Below are 18,693 nucleotides of genomic sequence, written 5' to 3'. Positions count from 1 at the left end.
GCGACACAAGGCCGCTCCCACAGCGACCGCGTCAGCCTGTCATGCGTTTGCGTGTTTCCTTGTCGAGTGTGTGCCGCAAGGAGGCCAGGAATGGAATGGCATCGGTATAGCGGCGGCCATAGTCCAGGTTGAATGCGTAGTCGAAGCCAGGCGGGTTTTCGCCCTGGATGTGCTGCAGGATGGTTTCGATCTTGTCGAGTGCCTTGACCACCTTGGCTTCGGGCGAAGTGGCTGCTTCATATTCGTCGAACAGGGCAACGATGTTGTCCTGCATCGAGGGTTCGAGCATCGAGGTCATGGCTATGAGGTCTTGCCGTTCACTCATGCTCTTGTTTGGCGCCGCTTGCGCGTCAGGTGCGGGAACATCGCCACTCAACGCCTCCCCAAGGTCATGGACAAGGCAAAGCTTCAGCACCTTGCAGATATCGACATCACCCAGGTCTTCTTCAAACACCAGTGCCAGCAACGCCAGCCGCCAACTGTGCTCGGCGGTACTTTCACGCCGGCCTGTGGAGGTGTGGGCACTGCGGGTTACGCTCTTGAGCTTTTCGGCCTGGCGCAGGAATTCGAGTTTTCCATGAAGGTTTTGATCTGGCACGGCGGGTGGCCTCTGGCTATTGCAGAGGTAGATATTCGGCTCGCTGCCTGCCGGCGTCCACGCATTGAATATGCGCGAGGGTTTCCACCAGCCGGGCAGTCGAGCCATCCGACAGGGTGAGCCGTGTCCAGCGGCACAGGCTGTGCTGGATGGGCACCTGCGCAGAGCCGTTCGTGCCAGTGGCGAACTCCAGGGCCGGGGCGGTCAGGTTATTTCGCCAGCCCAACTCGGCCAGGCGCTGTTCCTGGCTGGCGATTTCCTCTGTTGCGAACGGCCACAGCGAAACGCCCAACAGTTCGCTGAGCGGAACGTGGAACTCGGCTTCTCGAGGCGCCGAGCATGCCAGAAGGCGGTGGGTGAGGTCGCAGACCAGGTGCACCGGCTGCGCGCTGCCCGAAACCAGGCGCGCCAGGGCCTGGTCCGCTGCGCTGCTGAGCCGGGCTTTGAGCAAGGCTTCGATACGCGCCCGTTGCTCGGGTTCGGCGTCCTGTATGCCTGACTCCCAGCGGGAAATGGTCGATTGGCAAACGCCGAACATCTGCGCTGCGTGCAATTGTTTTACCCGGTTCAGCATGCGCCACTGCTTAAGCATCGGGCCGATGGGGGTGTTAGCAAGTGAAGGGGAGATGTTCATACACGTCTGCCGGGTTGGTGCGCTCAAATTTGGAGATTGCGCTTCCACTCATCATGGATGTTCGTCGACCAACGTGCCCGGTAGATACCTGTCAGCGCGAGGTTCATCAGGAAATCACGCAGTGGGGCAGGGTAAAGTACGTTTGCGTCGTATATGGCCGTGAAGGGCGAGTGCTTCATTCATACCCCATCTTTAATTCCTGGGCTTGGGCTGCCAGCGCATCCATCGCAGCACGGCTCCCCTCGTCACGTTTGTCCTTGTAGGCAACCAGGTCAGAGAACTTGACCCGACGATGACGACCCGTTTTGGTATGTGGAATCACCGCTTCGTCGAGCAGCTTCACCAAGTGCGGGCGAGAGACGTTGAGCAGGTCGGCCGCCTCCTGGGTAGTCAGCTCAGCGTGGATCGGAACGACTTTGACCGAGTTCCCCAGGGCCAGCTCGCTGAGAATTTCGCCAAACAGGCGCAGTGCGAATGTGGGTACTTCAACGACCCGGCGCTGATTCTCTTCATTCAGCAGCTCAATCCTTTGGGTATCTGATTTTGTCGAAAGGAAAGCCGCTAGCGTGCGGCTGGACTCGACAGCCACGGCAATTTCTTTCTCATCAGGAAGCACCTTGCGAGAGAGGTCGGCGGTGGTCATGGGTATCTCCAGTGCGATATCGATTGTGAGGCGGCGGCGACGATGCAGCAGCCCAGGTTCGAGTTATATTCGAAATATTCGAAAATCGCAATAAACGAAACAACCGCATGGGTGTAGGTTGCCCGGAGAGTGGCTACCCGTTGATCCCGGGCAACCACATGCTCAGCGCATCATGCCCAGTTCGGCGTCATCCATCAGCGCCTTGGCCATTGCGCTCAAGTAGTGGGCGGCCCAGATCATCATCGGTTTTTCGTCCATCAGGCCGGTGATGGTCAGTTCGCGGACGTAGCCCATCAGCTCCGAAGATTGCTCGCGGGCGTCTCTGCACGGGATGCCGGGTTCGATGCGGAACAGTGGGTGGGTGCCGTTTTCGCCTTGGCAGAAGGTGGCTTTGCCGACGGTGAAGTGGGTGTCTTCTGTGGTCATTGTTGTATCCCCTGAAAATTCTCGACTGCCTGGGCTGGCCCTTTCGCGGGCAAGCCCGCTCCCACAGGTACCGTGCAAGTCTTGAACACTGTGGTGATCCTGTTGGAGCGGGCGCGCCCGCGAAGAGGCCGGCCTAGGCAACACATCAATCAAGCCTCAGTGCGAAGTCCGAGGCTCCGCAGGCATCTGCACCTGAACCAACGCCGACTCAAGCAAAGCCCGCAGCGCCTCAAGTTCATGCATTGAGGTCATCATCAGGATCGAGGCCGGTGATTTGGGTTGCAGCAGCAAGGCATGATGCACCACGGTGGCTGCGCATAGCGCGTAGTCGGTGGCCTGGATCAGGGTGTCTTCGAGGGAATGGGGGTTGTGGGGTGGATCTGGAACGATTTTCAACATCACGATTTTCCGTTATCGGTGCTGCCTCCGACCTGCTGTCAAACAGTTGGGTGGCAGCTGTACGTGGGTTGACAGACCGGCGGAAATCGTAAAGTTCCGGCGCACGCAAGCGTGCCCGCACGTACAGCCGCCATAATGGCGAGCCGCATACGATTTACCGTCACAGCCTGTCAAAGCTGTATCGCTGATCTTCAGCGACCAACCGAGACTAGAGCCCTGCCAGAGCAGCCGCAACGGAAAATACGCGGCAAGAGTATGTTTGGGAAATGGACTACAAGGAAGGGGGTAAATCTGATTTTACTCCTCCAGAAGCGGGCCGCTTTGCGGCCCATCGCCGGCAAGCCAGCTCCCACAGGGATAGCGCAAGTCTTGAAGACTGCGCGGTCGAGGTGGGAGCTGGCTTGCCGGCGATGGGCTGCGCAGCAGCCCCAAAAAGCTAGCTAACGGCATCCACCTCCAAAAACGCCGCCTCCAGCAATTGCCGCGTATACGGATGCTGCGGCGCATGGAAGATCGCCTGCGCATCCCCTTGCTCCACCACATGCCCATGCTTGATCACCATCAACTGGTGACTCAACGCCTTCACCACCGCAAGGTCATGGCTGATGAACAGGTACGTCAGGTTGTACTTCTGCTGCAAATTCCGCAGCAATTCCACCACCTGCCGTTGCACCGTACGGTCCAGCGCGGACGTAGGCTCATCCAGCAGAATCAGCGCAGGCTTCAACACCAGCGCCCGTGCAATCGCGATGCGCTGGCGCTGTCCACCCGAGAACTCATGGGGATAGCGATGCCGCGTACGCGGGTCCAGCCCCACTTCTTCCAATGCCGCAACAATCGCCGCTTCCTGCTCTTGCGCGGTACCAATACCGTGAATGCGCAACCCTTCACCCACAATGTCTGCCACGCACATGCGCGGGCTCAGGCTGCCGAACGGGTCCTGGAACACCACCTGCATTTCCCGCCGTAGCGGCCGCACGGCCTTCTGGTTCAGCCCTTGCAGGTTCTGCCCGTGGAAGTGGATGCCGCCCTGGCTGGAAATCAACCGCAAGATGGCCAAGCCGAGCGTCGACTTGCCCGACCCGGACTCGCCAACAATGCCCAGCGTTTGCCCCTGCGGCAGGCTGAAGTTGACCCCGTCCACCGCCTTCACATGGTCAACGGTGCGCCGCAGCAGCCCCTTCTTGATCGGGAACCACACCTTGAGGTCATCCACCTCAAGCAGCGGCGCGCCCACCGGGTTATGCGCCGGCAGCCCGCTGGGCTCGGCATTGATCAGCATCTGCGTGTAGTGGTGCTGTGGGGCGCTGAACAACGTGGCGCATTCGGCCTGCTCCACGATCTTCCCACGCTGCATCACGCATACGCGGTGGGCGATGCGGCGCACCAGGTTCAGGTCATGGCTGATCAGCAACAGCGCCATGCCCAGGCGCGCTTGCAGTTCCTTGAGCAGGTCGAGGATCTTCAACTGTACGGTCACGTCCAGCGCCGTGGTCGGTTCGTCGGCAATCAGCAAATCAGGCTCGTTGGCCAGCGCCATGGCAATCATCACCCGCTGGCGTTGCCCGCCCGACAGCTCGTGGGGCAGGGCCTTCAAACGCTTTTGCGGTTCGGGTATGCCGACCAGCTCCAGCAGCTCCAGGGTTCGCGCAGTTGCTTCCTTGCCGGTCAGGCCCTTGTGCAGCAACAGGATTTCGTTGATTTGCTTTTCGATGCAGTGCAGCGGGTTGAGCGAGGTCATCGGCTCCTGGAAGATCATCGCGATGCGGTTGCCGCGAATGCGCTGCAGGGTCTTCTCGTTCTGTTGCAGCAGGTCTTTGCCTTCGTAGCGGATGCTGCCGCTGGGGTGGCGGGCCAGGGGGTAGGGCAGCAGGCGCAGGATCGAGTGCGCGGTGACCGACTTGCCCGAGCCACTTTCACCCACCAGCGCCAGCGTTTCACCCTTGCGGATGTCAAAGCTGATACCGTCCACCACCCGGTTCACCTGGTCCCCGGTCACGAATTCCACAGCCAGGTCCCGCACTTCGATCAGGTTCTGTTCACTCATGTCACTTCCTCGGGTCGAAGGCATCGCGGGCGGATTCGCCGATGAACACCAGCAGGCTCAGCATCAGCGCCAGCACGGCAAAGGCGCTGATGCCCAGCCACGGGGCCTGCAGGTTGGACTTGCCCTGGGCCACCAGCTCGCCCAGCGACGGCGAACCGGCGGGGAGGCCGAAGCCGAGGAAGTCCAGGGCGGTGAGGGTGCCGATGGCGCCGGTGAGAATGAACGGCATGAAGGTCATGGTCGAGATCATGGCGTTGGGCAGGATGTGCCGGTACATGATCGCGCCGTTGCGCATGCCCAAGGCGCGGGCGGCGCGCACGTATTCCAGGTTGCGCCCGCGCAGGAATTCGGCGCGTACCACGTCCACCAGGCTCATCCACGAGAACAGCAGCATGATACCCAGCAACCACCAGAAGTTGGGCTGCACGAAACTGGCGAGGATGATCAACAGGTACAGCACCGGCAGGCCGGACCAGATCTCCAGAAAGCGTTGCCCGGCCAGGTCGACCCAGCCGCCGTAAAAGCCCTGCAACGCGCCAGCGATAACGCCGACGATGGAGCTGGCCACAGTCAGCGTGAGGGCAAACAGCACCGAAATGCGGAAGCCGTAGATCACCCGCGCCAGTACGTCGCGCCCTTGGTCGTCGGTGCCCAGCCAGTTGTCCGCCGAGGGCGGCGCCGGCGCGGGCACGCGCAGGTCGTAGTTGATGCTCTGGTAGCTGAAGGGGATGGGCGCCCACAGCACGAAGCTGTCTTTCTTTGCCAGCAGTTCGCGGATGTACGGGCTCTTGTAGTTGGCTTCCAGCGGGAATTCACCGCCGAAGGTGGTTTCGGGGTAGCGCTTGAACGCGGGGAAGTACCATTCGCCGTCGTAACGCACGGCAATCGGCTTGTCGTTGGCGATCAGCTCGGCACCCAGGCTCAGGCCGAACAGGATCAGGAACAGCCACAGCGACCACCAGCCACGGCGGTTGGCCTTGAAGCGCTCGAAGCGCCGGCGGTTGAGGGGGGACAAGGCCATGTCAGTGCTCCCGGCTGGCGAAGTCGATGCGTGGATCGACCAGGGTGTAGGTCAGGTCGCCGATCAGTTTCACCACCAGCCCCAGCAGGGTGAAGATGAACAGGGTGCCGAAGACCACCGGGTAGTCGCGGTTGATGGCCGCCTCGAAACTCATCAGGCCCAGGCCGTCGAGGCTGAAGATCACCTCGATCAGCAAGGAGCCGGTGAAGAAAATGCCGATGAAGGCCGATGGGAAGCCGGCGATTACCAGCAGCATGGCGTTGCGGAACACATGGCCATACAGCACCCTTGGCCGGCTCAGGCCTTTGGCCTTGGCGGTGACCACGTACTGTTTGTTGATTTCGTCGAGGAAGCTGTTCTTGGTCAGCAGGGTCATGGTGGCGAAGTTGCCGATGACCAGCGCGGTAATCGGCAGCACCAGGTGCCAGAAGTAGTCCAGCACTTTACCGGTGGTGCTCAGCTCGTCGAAGTTGTTGGAGGTGAGGCCACGCAGCGGGAACCAGTCGAAGTAGCTGCCGCCGGCGAACAGCACGATCAGCAGGATGGCGAACAGGAACGCGGGGATGGCATAGCCGACGATGATTGCCGAGCTGGTCCACACGTCGAAGTGGCTGCCGTGGCGCACCGCCTTGGCGATGCCCAGCGGGATCGAGATCAGGTACATGATCAGCGTGCTCCACAGCCCCAGCGAGATCGACACTGGCATTTTCTCGATAATCAGATCGACGACCTTGGCATCACGGAAGAAACTGTCGCCGAAGTCCAGCCGGGCGTAGTTCTTGATCATGATCCACAAGCGTTCGGGCGGCGACTTGTCGAAGCCGTACATGCGTTCGATTTCAGCGATCAGTGCCGGGTCCAGGCCTTGGGCACCACGGTAGTTGGAACCGGCCACGGACACTTCGGCGCCGCCACCGGCAATGCGGCTGGTGGCACCTTCGAAACCTTCGAGCTTGGCGATCATCTGCTCGACCGGGCCGCCGGGGGCAGCCTGGACGATGATGAAGTTGATGATCAGGATGCCGAACAGGGTCGGGATGATCAGCAGCAGGCGGCGCAGGATGTAGGCCAGCATCTTAGTTGGCCTCGTCCGCAGGGGTTTCGCTGACCGCCGGGGTTACCCCGGGCTTGATCCACCAGGTGTCGATGCCGATATCGTACTTGGGCGACAGGCTCGGGTGGCCGATGTGGTTCCAGTAGGCCACGCGCCAGGTCTTGATGTGCCAATTGGGGATCACGTAGTAGCCCCACAGCAGCACGCGGTCGAGGGCGCGGCAATGGTCGACCAGGCTCTGGCGCGAGTCGGCGTTGATCAGCTCTTCTACCAACTGGTCGATGGCCGGGTCGCGCAGGCCGATGAAGTTGCGGCTGCCGGGGTTGTCGGCGGCGGCGCTGGACCAGAACTCGCGCTGCTCGTTGCCCGGCGAGTTGGACTGCGGGTAACCGCCGACGATCATGTCGTAGTCACGCGAACGCAGGCGGGTGATGTACTGGGAAACGTCGACCCGGCGGATGTTAAGGTCGATGCCGAGGTCGGCAAGGTTGCGCTTGAACGGCAGCAGGATGCGTTCGAACTCGGTTTGTGCCAGCAGGAACTCGATGCTTACCGGTTTACCCTGGGCGTCGACCATCTTGTCGTCGACAATCTTCCAGCCGGCCTCCTGCAACAGCTTGTAGGCCTGGCGCTGCTGCTCGCGGATCATGCCGCTGCCGTCGCTGACCGGGTTCTTGAAGGGCTCGGTGAACACCTGCTCAGGGACTTTGCCGCGCAGCGGTTCGAGGATTTTCAACTCGTTCGGGCTGGGCAGGCCGTGGGCGGCCATTTCCGAGTTGTCGAAGTAGCTGCCGGTGCGGGTGTAGGCGCCGTTGAACAGCTGCTTGTTGGTCCACTCATAGTCCAGCAGCAGGCTCAGGGCCTGGCGCACACGCACGTCCTGGAACACCGGGCGGCGGATATTGAAGATAAAACCCTGCATGCCGGTAGGGTTGCCATTGGGCAGCTCTTCCTTGATCAGGCGGCCGTCGCGCACCGCGGGTACGTTGTAGGCGGTGGCCCAGTTCTTGGCGCTGACTTCCAGCGCGTAGTCGAACGCGCCGGCCTTGAGTGCCTCCAGGGCGACGGTGGTGTCGCGGTAGGAGTCGAAGGTCATGGCATCGAAGTTGTAGAACCCGCGGTTGATCGGCAGGTCCTTGGCCCAGTAGTCCTTGACCCGCTCGTAGCGCACCGAGCGCCCGGCCTTTACCTCGGCGACCTTGTACGGCCCGCTACCCAGCGGGATCTCCAGGTTGCCGCGGTTGAAGTCGCGGTTTTCGTACCAGTGCTTGGGCAGAACGGGTAGCTGGCCGAGAATCAACGGCAGCTCGCGGTTACCCTTGTGCTTGAAGGTGAACAACACCTTGAGCGGGTCTTCGGCGACCACTTCGGCGACGTCGGCATAGTACTGGCGGTACAGCGGCGCACCGTCCTTGATCAGGGCATTGAAGGTGAACACCACATCTTCGGCGCGCATCGGGTGGCCGTCGTGAAAGTGCGCCTCTGGGCGCAGGTAGAAGCGCACCCAGCTATTGTCGGGGGCCTTTTCGATCTTGCCGGCGACGAGGCCGTATTCGGTGAAAGGCTCGTCCTGGCTCTGGCGCATCAGGGTGTCGTAGATGATGCTGATGTTCTCGGCCGACACGCCTTTGTTGATGAACGGGTTGAGGCTGTCGAACCCGCCGAAGCTGGACTGGCGGAAGGTGCCGCCCTTGGGCGCATCCGGGTTGACGTAGTCGAAGTGCTTGAAGTTGGCGGGGTACTTGGGTGGCTCGTCGTACAGGGTGAGCGCGTGTTGCGGTGCGGCCAGGGCGGGAAGGCTCAGGCAGGCGAGCAACAGGCTGCCTGCCAGCCGGCGCAATGGGTGCGTTGGCGTCATTGGGCTTTCTCCGAAGTCTTGATCCACCAGCTGTTCAGCCCCAGGGTGTAGGGCGGCGTGGTGACGAAGGCGAACCGGTTGCGGTAGGCCAGGCGATGATTGTCGAGGTACCAGTTGGGGATCATGTAGTACTGCCATGAAAGCACGCGGTCCAGGGCGCGGGCGGCGGCGACCTGGTCGTCGCGGGTGCGCGCAGCCAGCAGCGTGTCGAGCAGGTGGTCGACCACCGGGTCCCTGACCCCAGCATAGTTCTTGCTGCCCTTGGTGGCGGCCTGGCTGGAATGGAAGTACAGCCACTGTTCGAGGCCGGGGCTCAAGGTCTGGTTCAGGGTCATCAGAATCATGTCGAAATCGAACTGGTCCAGGCGTTGTTTGTACTGGGCACGGTCCACGGTGCGCAAGCGCGCATCGATGCCAATGCTGGACAGATTTTCGACATAAGGTTGCAGGATGCGTTCAAGGTTGGGGTTTACCAGCAGCAACTCCATGCGCAGCTGCTGGCCCTTGCTGTCGACCAGGCGCTGGCCATTCAGCTTCCAGCCGGCTTCGGCAAGCAGGCCCAGGGCCTGGCGCAGGGTCTGGCGGCTGATGCCACTGCCATCGGTCTGGCTGACCTTGTAGGGCTCGCTGAACAGTTTGGTCGGCAGTTGGTCGCGCAGCGGGGCCAGCAGCAGCCATTCCTTGCCGGTGGGCAGGCCGCTGGCGGCGAATTCGCTGTTGGGGTAGTAACTGGTCGAGCGGCGGTAGGCGCTGCTGAACAGCGCGCGGTTGGTCCACTCGAAGTCGAGCATCAGCCCCAGCGCCTGGCGTACCCGTGGGTCGCTGAAGGTAGCCCTGCGGCTGTTCATGAACAGGCCCTGGGTTTGCGTCGGGATCTGGTGCGGGATCTGGGCCTTGATTACCTCGCCACGGCGCACCGCCGGGAAGTTGTAGCCGTTGGCCCAGTTCTTGGCCTGGTGCTCGATATAGATGTCGAATTCGCCGGCCTTGAACGCTTCGAAGGCTACCGTGGCATCGCGGTAGAACTCGTATTCCACGCGCTTGAAGTTGTACTTGCCACGGTTGACTGCCAGGTCCTTGCCCCAGTAGTTCTTGACCCGTTCGAACACCAGCCGGCGACCGGGCTGAACCTCGGTGATGCGGTAGGGGCCGCTGCCCAGTGGTGGCTCGAAGGTGGTGGCCTTGAAGTCGCGTTTTTGCCAGTAGTGCTTGGGCAGCACCGGCATCTCGCCCAGCCGCAGGATCAGCAGGGGGTTGCCGGCGCGCTTGAACACGAAGCGGATGCGCAGCGGCCCGAGAATGTCCACCCGTTGCACTTCCTGCAGGTTGGTGCGGTAGATCGGGTGGCCGTCCTTGAGCAGCGTTCGGTAGGAGAAGGCCACGTCAGCCGAGGTGATCGGCTGGCCGTCATGCCAGCGGGCTTCCGGGCGCAGGTTGAACACCACCCAGCTGCGGTCTTCGCTGTACTCCACCGAGCGGGCGATCAGGCCGTAGCTGGACGTCGGCTCGTCGCCGGACGGGTCGTACTGGCCGGTGCCAACCATCAGCGGCTCGTTCAGCTCGCTGATGCCGTACTGCTGGAAGTTGGGCGTGGTGATCGGGCTCAACCCCTTGAAGGTGTAAGGGTTGAGGGTGTCGAAAGTGCCAAAAGCCATGGCCCGCAAAGTACCGCCCTTGGGCGCTTGCGGGTTGACCCAGTCGAAATGGGTGAATGTGGCTGGGTACTTGAGCGTGCCGAACTGCGCGTATCCGTGGCTTTCGCTCACCATCGCGACTGCGGGAAAGCTCAAGGCCAGGCTGAGTGACAGCAGGAGGGGACGTATCAAGTCGGCATCCGATCCAGAGGCGTTGGGCTTTGATCGGGGTACAGTAACAGCTTGGTGGGGCTGGAAAAAGAGAGGTTTTGAAGGGAGCGTGCCGGCTTCTGTTGGACGAGGATGACGCAGTCGCTGTAGGAGCGGCCTTGTGTCGCGATCGGGCTGCGTAGCTGCCCCAGCGATTTCGGCATGACCCTCAATGCCCGGGGGCTGCTGCGCAGCCCGATCGCGACACAAGGCCGCTCCTACAAGGGATTGCGTCAATCCTGCAGGAGGGTATCAATGCCCGAGGTAGACGGTCAGGGTCTGCCCTGGCTTGAGGGCATGCCCGCTGCGTGGGTTCCAGCGCTTGAGGTGCTTCATTTCCACGTTGAAGCGTTTGGCCACCAGGTACAGCGAATCACCCTTGCGCACTTTGTACTGAGTGGAGCGCTGCGCCGACGCCGCTACGCGATTGCCGGCGGCGCTTGGGGCATTGCCACCGCGCAGGGCCAGGACCTGGCCGGCGCGCAGGCTGTTGCCAGACAGGCGGTTCCAGCGCTTGATGTCCTTTACCGAAACGCGGTTGGCCTTGGCAATGGCGCCCAGGTTGTCGCCACGTTTTACCCGATAGCTGCGCGCGGCCACGGGGGCCTTGGTTTCGGCGACGGCACGGGCGAACACAGCCTTGTTCGGTTGCAGGGCGACAAGTTGATCGGGCTTGAGGTTGGACAGGCTGTCGCTGAGCAGCTGCGCCTTGGCGGTGGGCACCAGCAGTTGCTTGGGGCCATCCACGGTCATGCGCTTCTTGAAGGCCGGGTTGAGCTGGATCAGTTCGTCTTCGTCGATGTTGGCAAAGGCCGCCACCCGCGACAGGTCGAGGCGATCATTGATGGCCACCGCTTCAAAGTAAGGCTCATTGGCAATCGGGTTGAGGTTAACGCCATAGGCTTCAGGCGTGGACACCACTTGCGACAGCGCCAGCAGCTTGGGCACGTAGTCACGGGTTTCCTGCGGAAGCGGCAGGTTCCAGTAATCGGTCGGCAGGCCAAGCTTCTCGTTGCGCTCGATGGCCCGGCTGACAGTCCCTTCGCCGGCGTTGTAGGCCGCCAGGGCCAGCAGCCAGTCGCCGTTGAACATGTCGTGCAGGCGGGTCAGGTAGTCCAGTGCTGCATTGGTCGACGCGGTGATATCGCGGCGGCCATCGTAGAAATTGGTCTGTCGCAGGTTGAAGTGACGACCTGTCGCTGGCATGAATTGCCACATGCCCGCAGCGCTGGCGCGTGAATAGGCCATCGGGTTGTAGGCGCTTTCGATGGCTGGCAGCAGCGCCAGCTCCAGCGGCATGTCGCGCTCTTCCAGACGCTCGACAATATAGTGCAGGTAGAGGCTGCCGCGTTCGCCGGCGCTTTCGATGAAAGTCGGGTTACTGGCGAACCACAGGCGCTGCTGTTCGATACGCGGGTTGACGTCGATGCTGTCTTGCAGGGCAAAGCCCTGGCGCATGCGCTCCCAGACATCCTGCGGCGCCTGCTCGGCCGGCTTGACCAGCAGCGGCGAAGGTTTGTGCTTGATCCGCGCCTGATAGTTGTGCGCGCGAACGCTATCGGATTCGTCGAGCTGACGGGTGCTCTGGCAGCCTACCAGGGTGGCGGCCAGGGCCAGCGCACTGATTTGGGCCAGGCGCGTCAGGGCGACGGAATGAGAGGTTCTGCGGCTACGGGAAGACATCGGCTGACACAGGTATCCGGGCGAAAAATTTCGGCGATTCTAGAAACCGCTCCGGGCCTGGTCAACCTTTGACCATTGATTGCGATATATCTTGCGGTTATCAGAAGGTGTCCTTCCAAGACCTCAAGGCAGCAAAAACAGTGACCTGCGAGTCGTTTGGATGTCCCTTCCATTCGTCTGCTTTTTGTTTAACTAATGTTTCAGCGGTACGCAGGAAGGGGTTGGTCAGGCGTTCCATGCCAATGGTTGATGGCAAGGTGATGCGATTGTCGGCGCGCAAACGGGTAACGTCCTCGAACCGCTGTAGAACGTGCGGATTGCCCGGTTCCACCGCCTTGGCGAAACGCAGGTTGCTGAGGGTGTATTCGTGGGCACAGTACACTTCGGTTTCGGCGGGTAGCGCCGCCAGGCGGGCGAGGGCCGGTTGCATCTGTTCGGGTGTACCCTCGAACATACGACCGCACCCGGCGGCGAACAGGGTATCGCCGCTGAACAGTACGGGTGTTGCTGGCTGGTCGCTGAAGTAAGCGATATGCCCCAGGGTGTGGCCAGGCACGGCCAGCACCTGGAAGGTTACGCCCAGCACGGTGACCTGGTCGCCTTCGTCCAGTGCGTGGTCGCGGCAGGGAATGCGCTCGTTGGCCGGGCCCCATACCCGTGCGCTGGTCAGTTGCCTGAGCCGTTCCACGCCACCGACATGGTCGTTGTGGTGGTGGGTAATCAGGATGTCGCTGAGCACCCACTCGGGGTTGGCCGCCAGCCAGCGTTCCACTGGGCCGGCGTCACCCGGGTCGACCACCGCGCAGCGGCGTTTGGCAGTATCCTGTAACAACCAGATGTAGTTGTCGGAGAAAGCGGGGAGAGCATCGATCTGTATCATGGTGCGGATCCGATTCGCCTAGCGTGGCACATGAGGGCATCTTAGCCGCGATGGCGCGGTGCGAGAACCTTCGAGGGAGAGCTCAATGACCGACCAAGCCTTTGCCCAGGCGGACCCGGACTGGGTCAAGCTGATCAGCCTGGCCCGTGAGTGGTTCAACGGCCCACTCGGCCAACTGATGCTCAAGGAAGAGGAAAAACTGCTGGAAGAAGAGCTGGGGCGCTTCTTCGGTGGCTACCTCGTGCATTACGGGCCCTGTGCCGAGCCGCCACCGAGCGCGCCACAGGTGCAGCGCAATGTGCGCCTGGGCGCGCCGTTGCCGGGGGTGGAGATTGTCTGCGAGGAGCAGGCATGGCCGCTGAGCGAACACGCCGCCGATGTAGTGGTGCTGCAGCATGGCCTGGACTTCTGCCTGTCGCCCCATGGCCTGCTGCGCGAGGCCGCCAGCGCCGTGCGCCCGGGCGGGCATTTGCTGATCGTGGGTATCAACCCGTGGAGCAGTTGGGGCATGCGCCATTTCTTCAGCCATGGCGCCTTGCGCAAGGCCCGTTGCATCTCCCCGTCGCGGGTGGGTGACTGGCTCAACCTGCTGGGCTTCGCGCTGGAGAAACGCCGCTTCGGGTGCTATCGTCCGCCGCTTGCCTCACCGGCTTGGCAGCAACGGCTGGAGGGCTGGGAGCGGCTGGCCGGTGGCTGGCAAAGCTCGGGTGGCGGCGTGTACCTGCTGGTGGCGCGCAAGATGGTGGTTGGCCTGCGGCCGCTGCGCCAGGAGCGCCGCGAACCGATGGGCAAGCTGCTGCCACTGCCACTGGCCAAGGTCAACCGCACTGCGGCCAACCCGGATACTGAAAAGCACTGAACATGAGTGGTACATGAGCGAAAGCATCGAGATGTTTACCGATGGTGCCTGCAAGGGCAACCCAGGCCCGGGTGGTTGGGGCGTCCTGATGATCTACAAGGGCGTCGAGAAGGAACTGTGGGGCGGCGAACGCGAAACCACCAACAACCGCATGGAACTGATGGCTGCGATCCAGGGGTTGATGGCGCTGAAGCGCGAATGCGAGGTGGTGTTGACCACCGACTCGCAGTACGTGATGAAGGGCATCAACGAATGGATGGTCAACTGGAAGAAGCGCGGCTGGAAGACCGCTGCCAAGGAGCCGGTGAAAAACGCCGACCTGTGGCAGCAGCTGGATGAGCAGGTCAACCGCCACAAGGTGACCTGGAAGTGGGTGCGCGGCCACATTGGCCACCCTGGCAACGAACGCGCCGACCAGCTGGCCAACCGCGGGGTCGATGAGGTGCGCGCCCAGCGTTGAGCTGGGGTACAATCGCGGCCTTTGTAACTGATGCAAGTTGGAGCGCCCCGCGTGGAGCAGCAGCAAGATAAGCGGTTCGTCATTCTCGATACCGAAACCACGGGCATGCCGGTGAGCGAAGGCCACCGGATCATCGAGATCGGCTGTGTCGAGGTAATCGGCCGGCGCCTGACCGGGCGGCACTTCCACGTCTACCTGCAGCCGGACCGCGAGAGTGACGAGGGCGCGATCAACGTCCACGGCATCACCGATGCCTTCCTGGTCGGCAAACCGCGCTTTGGTGACGTGGCCGAAGAGTTCTTCGACTTCATCCAGGGCGCCACGCTGGTCATCCATAACGCGGCGTTCGACGTTGGCTTCATCAACAACGAATTTGCCTTGCTCGGCCAGCAGGACCGTGCGGACGCTTCGCAGTATTGCACCATCCTGGACACCCTGCTGCTGGCGCGCTCGCGCCACCCTGGGCAGCGCAATAGCCTTGATGCGCTGTGCAAACGCTACGATATCGACAACTCTGGCCGTGAGCTGCACGGCGCATTGCTCGACTCGGAACTGCTGGCAGACGTCTACCTGGCGATGACCGGGGGCCAGACCAGCCTGTCGCTGGCTGGGCATGGGGCAGATGCCGAAGGTGACGGGCAGGGGGCTGGGGGGAGTGAGATCCGCCGGATTACCGGGCGTGCGCCGGGGCGGGTTATCATGGCCAGTGCCGAGGAACTGGAAGCGCATGCCGAGCGGTTGGCGGCTGTGGCCAAGTCGGCGGGTGGGCCATCCATGTGGCAAACGTTGACCGAGACACCCGCTGGCTGATTTTCAGCCTGTACCGGCCTCTTCGCGGGCGCGCCCGCTCCCACAGGTACCGCGCAAGGCTTTAGGGCAGTGGGGCTCCCTGTGGGAGCGGGCGTGCCCGCGAAGAGGCCGGCCCTGAAAACACAGCTTCAACTACCCTGAAATGGACGCCATGTCCTTCGGAGGTAGCCACCTGATGTACAAGGACCTCAAGTTCCCCATCCTCATTGTGCACCGCGCCATCAAGGCTGACAGCGTCGCCGGCGAGCGCGTGCGCGGCATTGCCGAGGAACTGCGCCAGGACGGCTTTGCCATCCTCGCCGCCGCCGACCACGCCGAAGCGCGCCTGGTCGCCGCCACCCACCACGGCCTGGCCTGCATGCTGATTGCCGCCGAAGGCGTCGGCGAAAATACCCACCTGTTGCAGAACATGGCCGAGCTGATCCGCCTGGCCCGCCTGCGCGCCCCCAACTTGCCGATCTTCGCGCTAGGTGAGCAGGTCACCCTGGAAAACGCCCCTGCCGAAGCCATGAGCGAGCTTAACCAGCTGCGCGGCATCCTGTACCTGTTCGAAGACACCGTGCCCTTTCTCGCCCGCCAGGTGGCGCGAGCCGCGCACACTTACCTCGACGGCCTGCTGCCACCCTTCTTCAAGGCGCTGGTGCAGCACACGGCACAATCCAACTATTCCTGGCACACCCCGGGCCATGGTGGAGGGGTGGCGTACCATAAAAGCCCGGTAGGCCAGGCCTTTCACCAGTTTTTCGGCGAAAACACACTGCGCTCGGATCTGTCTGTTTCCGTGCCGGAGCTGGGTTCGCTGCTCGACCACACCGGCCCCTTGGCCGAAGCCGAGGCCAGGGCTGCGCGTAACTTCGGTGCCGACCACACATTCTTCGTCATCAACGGCACGTCCACCGCCAACAAGATCGTCTGGCATGCCATGGTCGGCCGTGACGACCTGGTGCTGGTGGACCGCAATTGCCACAAGTCGGTGGTGCACGCAATCATCATGACCGGCGCCATCCCGCTCTACCTGTGCCCGGAGCGCAACGAACTGGGCATCATCGGCCCGATCCCGCTCAGCGAGTTCAGCCCAGAGGCCATCCGGGCAAAGATCCAGGCCAACCCGCTCGCCCGTGACCGGGAACCGCGTATCAAACTGGCAGTGGTGACCAACTCCACCTACGACGGCCTGTGCTACCACGCCGGGCTAATCAAGCAAACCCTGGGGGCCAGTGTCGAAGTGCTGCACTTCGACGAGGCCTGGTTTGCCTATGCGGCGTTTCATGCCTTTTTCACCGGGCGCTATGCCATGGGCACTGACTGCGCGCCAGACAGCCCGCTGGTGTTCAGCACCCATTCCACCCACAAGCTGCTGGCAGCGTTCAGCCAGGCTTCGATGATCCATGTGCAGGACGGCGCCAGGCGCCAACTGGACCGCGACCGTTTCAACGAAGCGTTCATGATGCATATCTCGACCTCGCCGCAGTACAGCATCCTCGCCTCGCTGGACGTGGCCTCGACCATGATGGAGGGGCCGGCCGGGCGCTCGCTGCTGCAAGAGATGTTTGACGAAGCCCTGAGTTTTCGCCGTGCCCTGGCTAATCTGCGCGAGCACATTGCTGCGCACGATTGGTGGTTCAGTATCTGGCAGCCGCCGAGTGCCGAAGGTATCCACCGCCTGGCTGCGCAAGACTGGCTGCTGCAGCCCGGGGCGGATTGGCATGGTTTTGGCGAGGTGGTGGACGACTACGTGCTGCTCGACCCGCTGAAGGTAACCCTGGTGATGCCGGGCCTGAGCGCGGGCGGTGCGCTGGGCGAGCGCGGAATACCGGCGGCGGTGGTCAGCAAGTTTCTGTGGGAGCGGGGGCTGGTGGTGGAGAAAACCGGTCTTTACAGCTTTCTGGTGCTGTTCTCCATGGGCATCACCAAGGGCAAGTGGAGCACCTTGCTGACCGAGTTGCTGGAGTTCAAGCGCCACTATGATGGCAATACGGCCCTTGGCAGTTGCCTGCCGAGTGTGGTGGCCGCCGATGCCTCACGCTATCAAGGCATGGGCCTGCGTGACCTGTGCGACCAATTGCATGGCTGTTACCGCACCAATGCCACTGCCAAGCAACTCAAGCGCCTGTTCACGCGCTTGCCGGAGGTGGCCATGAGCCCGGCACAGGCCTATGACCAGATGGTGCGTGGCGAGGTAGAGGCGGTGCCTATCGAGGCGCTGCAAGGGCGTGTGGCGGCGGTGATGCTGGTGCCGTACCCGCCCGGCATCCCGTTGATCATGCCGGGGGAGCGGTTCACCGAGGCGACCCGCTCGATACTCGACTACCTGGCCTTCGCCCGGGCGTTCAACCAGGGCTTCCCGGGCTTTGTCGCCGATGTGCATGGCCTGCAGAACGAGAGTGGCGGCTACACCGTGGACTGCATCACGGAATGCGAATGATCTCGACGCCGCTGCGTGCCAGTTCGAAACGGTTCTCACCCAGGTGGTTGACCTTGTCACCGATGGCCAGGCGGTAAGTGGTGATGGGGGCGCCCAGCGTGCTGCCGTCGATTTGCAGGGTGGACTCCTGGAACTCATGCACGGGGTAGATACGGCCTTCGGCGTCACGGGCGTGGAATTGGCCGACCATTACTGCTGCCATTTGGGTGGAAACCTCTGAATTACGTAGAAAATGTCTGAAGGCATAGACCGTGGAACAGCCTCGGAAGTTTTCGCCTTGCACAAAAAAAACCAAAGTGCCGAGGAACGGTCATCTATAACTACAACGTCCCTTTACCCAGCACAGGATGGAAATTGCCATGAGCCAGGTGTATTCGGTAGCGGTTGTCGTCGGCAGCTTGCGCAAGGAGTCCTACAACCGCAAGGTTGCCCACGCACTTTCGGAGCTGGCGCCGTCCAGCCTTGCCTTGAAAATTGTCGAGATCGGCGATTTGCCCTTGTACAACGAAGATGTCGAGGCCGAGGCGGCACCGCAAGCGTGGAAGCGCTTTCGCGAGGAGATCCGAGGCAGTGATGCGGTGCTGTTCGTCACGCCGGAATATAACCGTTCGGTGCCAGGCTGCCTGAAAAATGCCATCGATGTAGGCTCGCGGCCCTACGGGCAAAGTGCCTGGAGTGGCAAGCCGACAGCGGTGGTAAGTGTATCGCCGGGGGCCATTGGGGGGTTCGGTGCCAACCATGCCGTGCGCCAGTCGCTGGTGTTTCTGGACATGCCGTGCATGCAGATGCCCGAGGCTTACATCGGCGGGGCGGCCAGCCTGTTCGAGGACTCAGGGAAGCTCAACGACAAGACCCGGCCGTTCTTGCAGGCGTTTATCGACAAATTTGCTTCGTGGGTGAAGTTGAACAGAGCGGTCTAAGTCGGTTAATGCGAAATTTGCTGAGCGGCACGATCCCTGTAATCGATGGACTCGCCCCCGCCGAGGCATCACAGTGCCACGGTGGCGTTCGAAGAAGCCAACGGCAGCGAGGGCGAGACCATGAAAAAGCAT

General features: G+C 62.1%; 18 protein-coding genes and 1 pseudogene. 5 read left to right on the top strand and 14 right to left on the bottom strand.

Going from position 1 to position 18,693, the window contains the following annotated elements:
* Positions 1 to 31: 31 nt before the first annotated feature.
* From ACQKPZ_RS18425 to gloB, 13 genes and pseudogenes are all read right to left on the bottom strand, one after another.
* On the bottom strand, positions 32 to 598 hold the full coding sequence (locus ACQKPZ_RS18425) for an HD domain-containing protein (protein WP_427540817.1): 567 nt from the start codon (positions 596 to 598) through the stop codon (positions 32 to 34).
* Between the two features lie 16 nt (positions 599 to 614).
* Positions 615 to 1,172 carry a transcriptional regulator gene (locus ACQKPZ_RS18420; protein WP_427540814.1) on the bottom strand — a complete coding sequence of 186 codons (558 nt, stop codon included), beginning with the start codon at positions 1,170 to 1,172 and terminating at the stop codon, positions 615 to 617.
* 92 nt (positions 1,173 to 1,264) lie between these two features.
* A pseudogene (locus tag ACQKPZ_RS18415) lies at positions 1,265 to 1,411 on the bottom strand (PIN domain-containing protein); the annotation flags it as partial.
* The gene (locus ACQKPZ_RS18410) at positions 1,408 to 1,875 is read right to left on the bottom strand and encodes a helix-turn-helix domain-containing protein (RefSeq protein ID WP_201199717.1); all 468 of its coding nucleotides are present in this window, start codon (positions 1,873 to 1,875) and stop codon (positions 1,408 to 1,410) included. The gene ACQKPZ_RS18410 and the pseudogene ACQKPZ_RS18415, both read right to left, overlap by 4 nt.
* Before the next feature lie 162 nt (positions 1,876 to 2,037).
* Complete coding sequence (locus ACQKPZ_RS18405; protein WP_427540811.1) at positions 2,038 to 2,301, bottom strand: DUF3077 domain-containing protein; 264 nt, start codon at positions 2,299 to 2,301, stop codon at positions 2,038 to 2,040.
* 156 nt (positions 2,302 to 2,457) lie between these two features.
* Complete coding sequence (locus tag ACQKPZ_RS18400; protein WP_427540808.1) at positions 2,458 to 2,700, bottom strand: hypothetical protein; 243 nt, start codon at positions 2,698 to 2,700, stop codon at positions 2,458 to 2,460.
* Positions 2,701 to 3,136: 436 nt separating this feature from the next.
* Entirely contained in the window at positions 3,137 to 4,747 is a 1,611-nt protein-coding gene (locus ACQKPZ_RS18395) for an ABC transporter ATP-binding protein (protein ID WP_427540805.1), read from the bottom strand.
* A 1-nt stretch (position 4,748) separates the two neighbouring features.
* Complete coding sequence (locus tag ACQKPZ_RS18390) at positions 4,749 to 5,768, bottom strand: ABC transporter permease (RefSeq protein ID WP_201199712.1); 1,020 nt, start codon at positions 5,766 to 5,768, stop codon at positions 4,749 to 4,751.
* Position 5,769: 1 nt separating this feature from the next.
* A complete protein-coding gene (locus ACQKPZ_RS18385; protein WP_027608722.1) occupies positions 5,770 to 6,843 on the bottom strand; it encodes a microcin C ABC transporter permease YejB in 1,074 nt (357 codons plus the stop codon).
* 1 nt (position 6,844) lies between these two features.
* Positions 6,845 to 8,680, bottom strand: coding sequence for an extracellular solute-binding protein (locus ACQKPZ_RS18380; RefSeq protein ID WP_427540802.1), 1,836 nt, complete (start codon positions 8,678 to 8,680; stop codon positions 6,845 to 6,847).
* The gene (locus tag ACQKPZ_RS18375) at positions 8,677 to 10,506 is read right to left on the bottom strand and encodes an extracellular solute-binding protein (protein ID WP_427540799.1); all 1,830 of its coding nucleotides are present in this window, start codon (positions 10,504 to 10,506) and stop codon (positions 8,677 to 8,679) included. The genes ACQKPZ_RS18380 and ACQKPZ_RS18375 overlap by 4 nt, the downstream gene beginning before the upstream one ends.
* Before the next feature lie 270 nt (positions 10,507 to 10,776).
* Positions 10,777 to 12,207, bottom strand: a complete 1,431-nt coding sequence (locus tag ACQKPZ_RS18370; protein WP_427540796.1) for a transglycosylase SLT domain-containing protein — start codon at positions 12,205 to 12,207, stop codon at positions 10,777 to 10,779.
* A 100-nt stretch (positions 12,208 to 12,307) separates the two neighbouring features.
* Positions 12,308 to 13,087: a hydroxyacylglutathione hydrolase gene (gene gloB, locus ACQKPZ_RS18365; protein ID WP_427540793.1), complete on the bottom strand. Its 780-nt coding sequence runs from the start codon at positions 13,085 to 13,087 to the stop codon at positions 12,308 to 12,310.
* Positions 13,088 to 13,172: 85 nt separating this feature from the next.
* Here gloB and ACQKPZ_RS18360 point away from each other — a divergent pair, with 85 nt between their 5' ends.
* From ACQKPZ_RS18360 to ACQKPZ_RS18345, 4 genes are all read left to right on the top strand, one after another.
* Positions 13,173 to 13,946, top strand: coding sequence for a class I SAM-dependent methyltransferase (locus ACQKPZ_RS18360; RefSeq protein ID WP_391128024.1), 774 nt, complete (start codon positions 13,173 to 13,175; stop codon positions 13,944 to 13,946).
* Between the two features lie 13 nt (positions 13,947 to 13,959).
* Positions 13,960 to 14,406, top strand: a complete 447-nt coding sequence (rnhA, locus tag ACQKPZ_RS18355; protein WP_176682204.1) for a ribonuclease HI — start codon at positions 13,960 to 13,962, stop codon at positions 14,404 to 14,406.
* A 51-nt stretch (positions 14,407 to 14,457) separates the two neighbouring features.
* The gene (dnaQ, locus tag ACQKPZ_RS18350) at positions 14,458 to 15,216 is read left to right on the top strand and encodes a DNA polymerase III subunit epsilon (RefSeq protein WP_427540790.1); all 759 of its coding nucleotides are present in this window, start codon (positions 14,458 to 14,460) and stop codon (positions 15,214 to 15,216) included.
* Positions 15,217 to 15,391: 175 nt separating this feature from the next.
* Positions 15,392 to 17,641 carry an Orn/Lys/Arg decarboxylase N-terminal domain-containing protein gene (locus ACQKPZ_RS18345; RefSeq protein ID WP_427540913.1) on the top strand — a complete coding sequence of 750 codons (2,250 nt, stop codon included), beginning with the start codon at positions 15,392 to 15,394 and terminating at the stop codon, positions 17,639 to 17,641.
* Here ACQKPZ_RS18345 and ACQKPZ_RS18340 read toward each other — a convergent pair.
* Positions 17,625 to 17,843 (bottom strand): hypothetical protein, encoded by a 219-nt coding sequence (locus ACQKPZ_RS18340; RefSeq protein WP_110740679.1) that lies wholly within the window; start codon positions 17,841 to 17,843, stop codon positions 17,625 to 17,627. The two genes, ACQKPZ_RS18345 and ACQKPZ_RS18340, sit on opposite strands and share 17 nt — an antisense overlap.
* 157 nt (positions 17,844 to 18,000) lie before the next feature.
* Here ACQKPZ_RS18340 and chrR point away from each other — a divergent pair, with 157 nt between their 5' ends.
* Entirely contained in the window at positions 18,001 to 18,561 is a 561-nt protein-coding gene (chrR, locus tag ACQKPZ_RS18335) for a class I chromate reductase ChrR (protein ID WP_427540787.1), read from the top strand.
* The last annotated feature ends 132 nt before the right edge of the window (positions 18,562 to 18,693 follow it).

Origin of the sequence: Pseudomonas sp. NPDC089547 (assembly GCF_050280665.1) — a bacterium.
Classification (GTDB): Bacteria; Pseudomonadota; Gammaproteobacteria; order Pseudomonadales; family Pseudomonadaceae; genus Aquipseudomonas.
This window is presented reverse-complemented; position numbering and strand designations above follow the sequence as displayed.

What these genes read in the sequence shown, in the direction of transcription:
- ACQKPZ_RS18420 (WP_427540814.1), bottom strand. Translation starts at nt 1,172, where the DNA reads ATGCTGAACCGGGTAAAACAATTGCACGCAGCGCAGATGTTCGGCGTT.
- ACQKPZ_RS18410 (WP_201199717.1), bottom strand. Translation starts at nt 1,875, where the DNA reads ATGACCACCGCCGACCTCTCTCGCAAGGTGCTTCCTGATGAGAAAGAA.
- ACQKPZ_RS18405 (WP_427540811.1), bottom strand. Translation starts at nt 2,301, where the DNA reads ATGACCACAGAAGACACCCACTTCACCGTCGGCAAAGCCACCTTCTGC.
- ACQKPZ_RS18400 (WP_427540808.1), bottom strand. Translation starts at nt 2,700, where the DNA reads ATGTTGAAAATCGTTCCAGATCCACCCCACAACCCCCATTCCCTCGAA.
- ACQKPZ_RS18395 (WP_427540805.1), bottom strand. Translation starts at nt 4,747, where the DNA reads ATGAGTGAACAGAACCTGATCGAAGTGCGGGACCTGGCTGTGGAATTC.
- ACQKPZ_RS18390 (WP_201199712.1), bottom strand. Translation starts at nt 5,768, where the DNA reads ATGGCCTTGTCCCCCCTCAACCGCCGGCGCTTCGAGCGCTTCAAGGCC.
- ACQKPZ_RS18385 (WP_027608722.1), bottom strand. Translation starts at nt 6,843, where the DNA reads ATGCTGGCCTACATCCTGCGCCGCCTGCTGCTGATCATCCCGACCCTG.
- ACQKPZ_RS18380 (WP_427540802.1), bottom strand. Translation starts at nt 8,680, where the DNA reads ATGACGCCAACGCACCCATTGCGCCGGCTGGCAGGCAGCCTGTTGCTC.
- ACQKPZ_RS18370 (WP_427540796.1), bottom strand. Translation starts at nt 12,207, where the DNA reads ATGTCTTCCCGTAGCCGCAGAACCTCTCATTCCGTCGCCCTGACGCGC.
- gloB (WP_427540793.1), bottom strand. Translation starts at nt 13,087, where the DNA reads ATGATACAGATCGATGCTCTCCCCGCTTTCTCCGACAACTACATCTGG.
- ACQKPZ_RS18360 (WP_391128024.1), top strand. Translation starts at nt 13,173, where the DNA reads ATGACCGACCAAGCCTTTGCCCAGGCGGACCCGGACTGGGTCAAGCTG.
- rnhA (WP_176682204.1), top strand. Translation starts at nt 13,960, where the DNA reads ATGAGCGAAAGCATCGAGATGTTTACCGATGGTGCCTGCAAGGGCAAC.
- ACQKPZ_RS18345 (WP_427540913.1), top strand. Translation starts at nt 15,392, where the DNA reads ATGTACAAGGACCTCAAGTTCCCCATCCTCATTGTGCACCGCGCCATC.
- ACQKPZ_RS18340 (WP_110740679.1), bottom strand. Translation starts at nt 17,843, where the DNA reads ATGGCAGCAGTAATGGTCGGCCAATTCCACGCCCGTGACGCCGAAGGC.
- chrR (WP_427540787.1), top strand. Translation starts at nt 18,001, where the DNA reads ATGAGCCAGGTGTATTCGGTAGCGGTTGTCGTCGGCAGCTTGCGCAAG.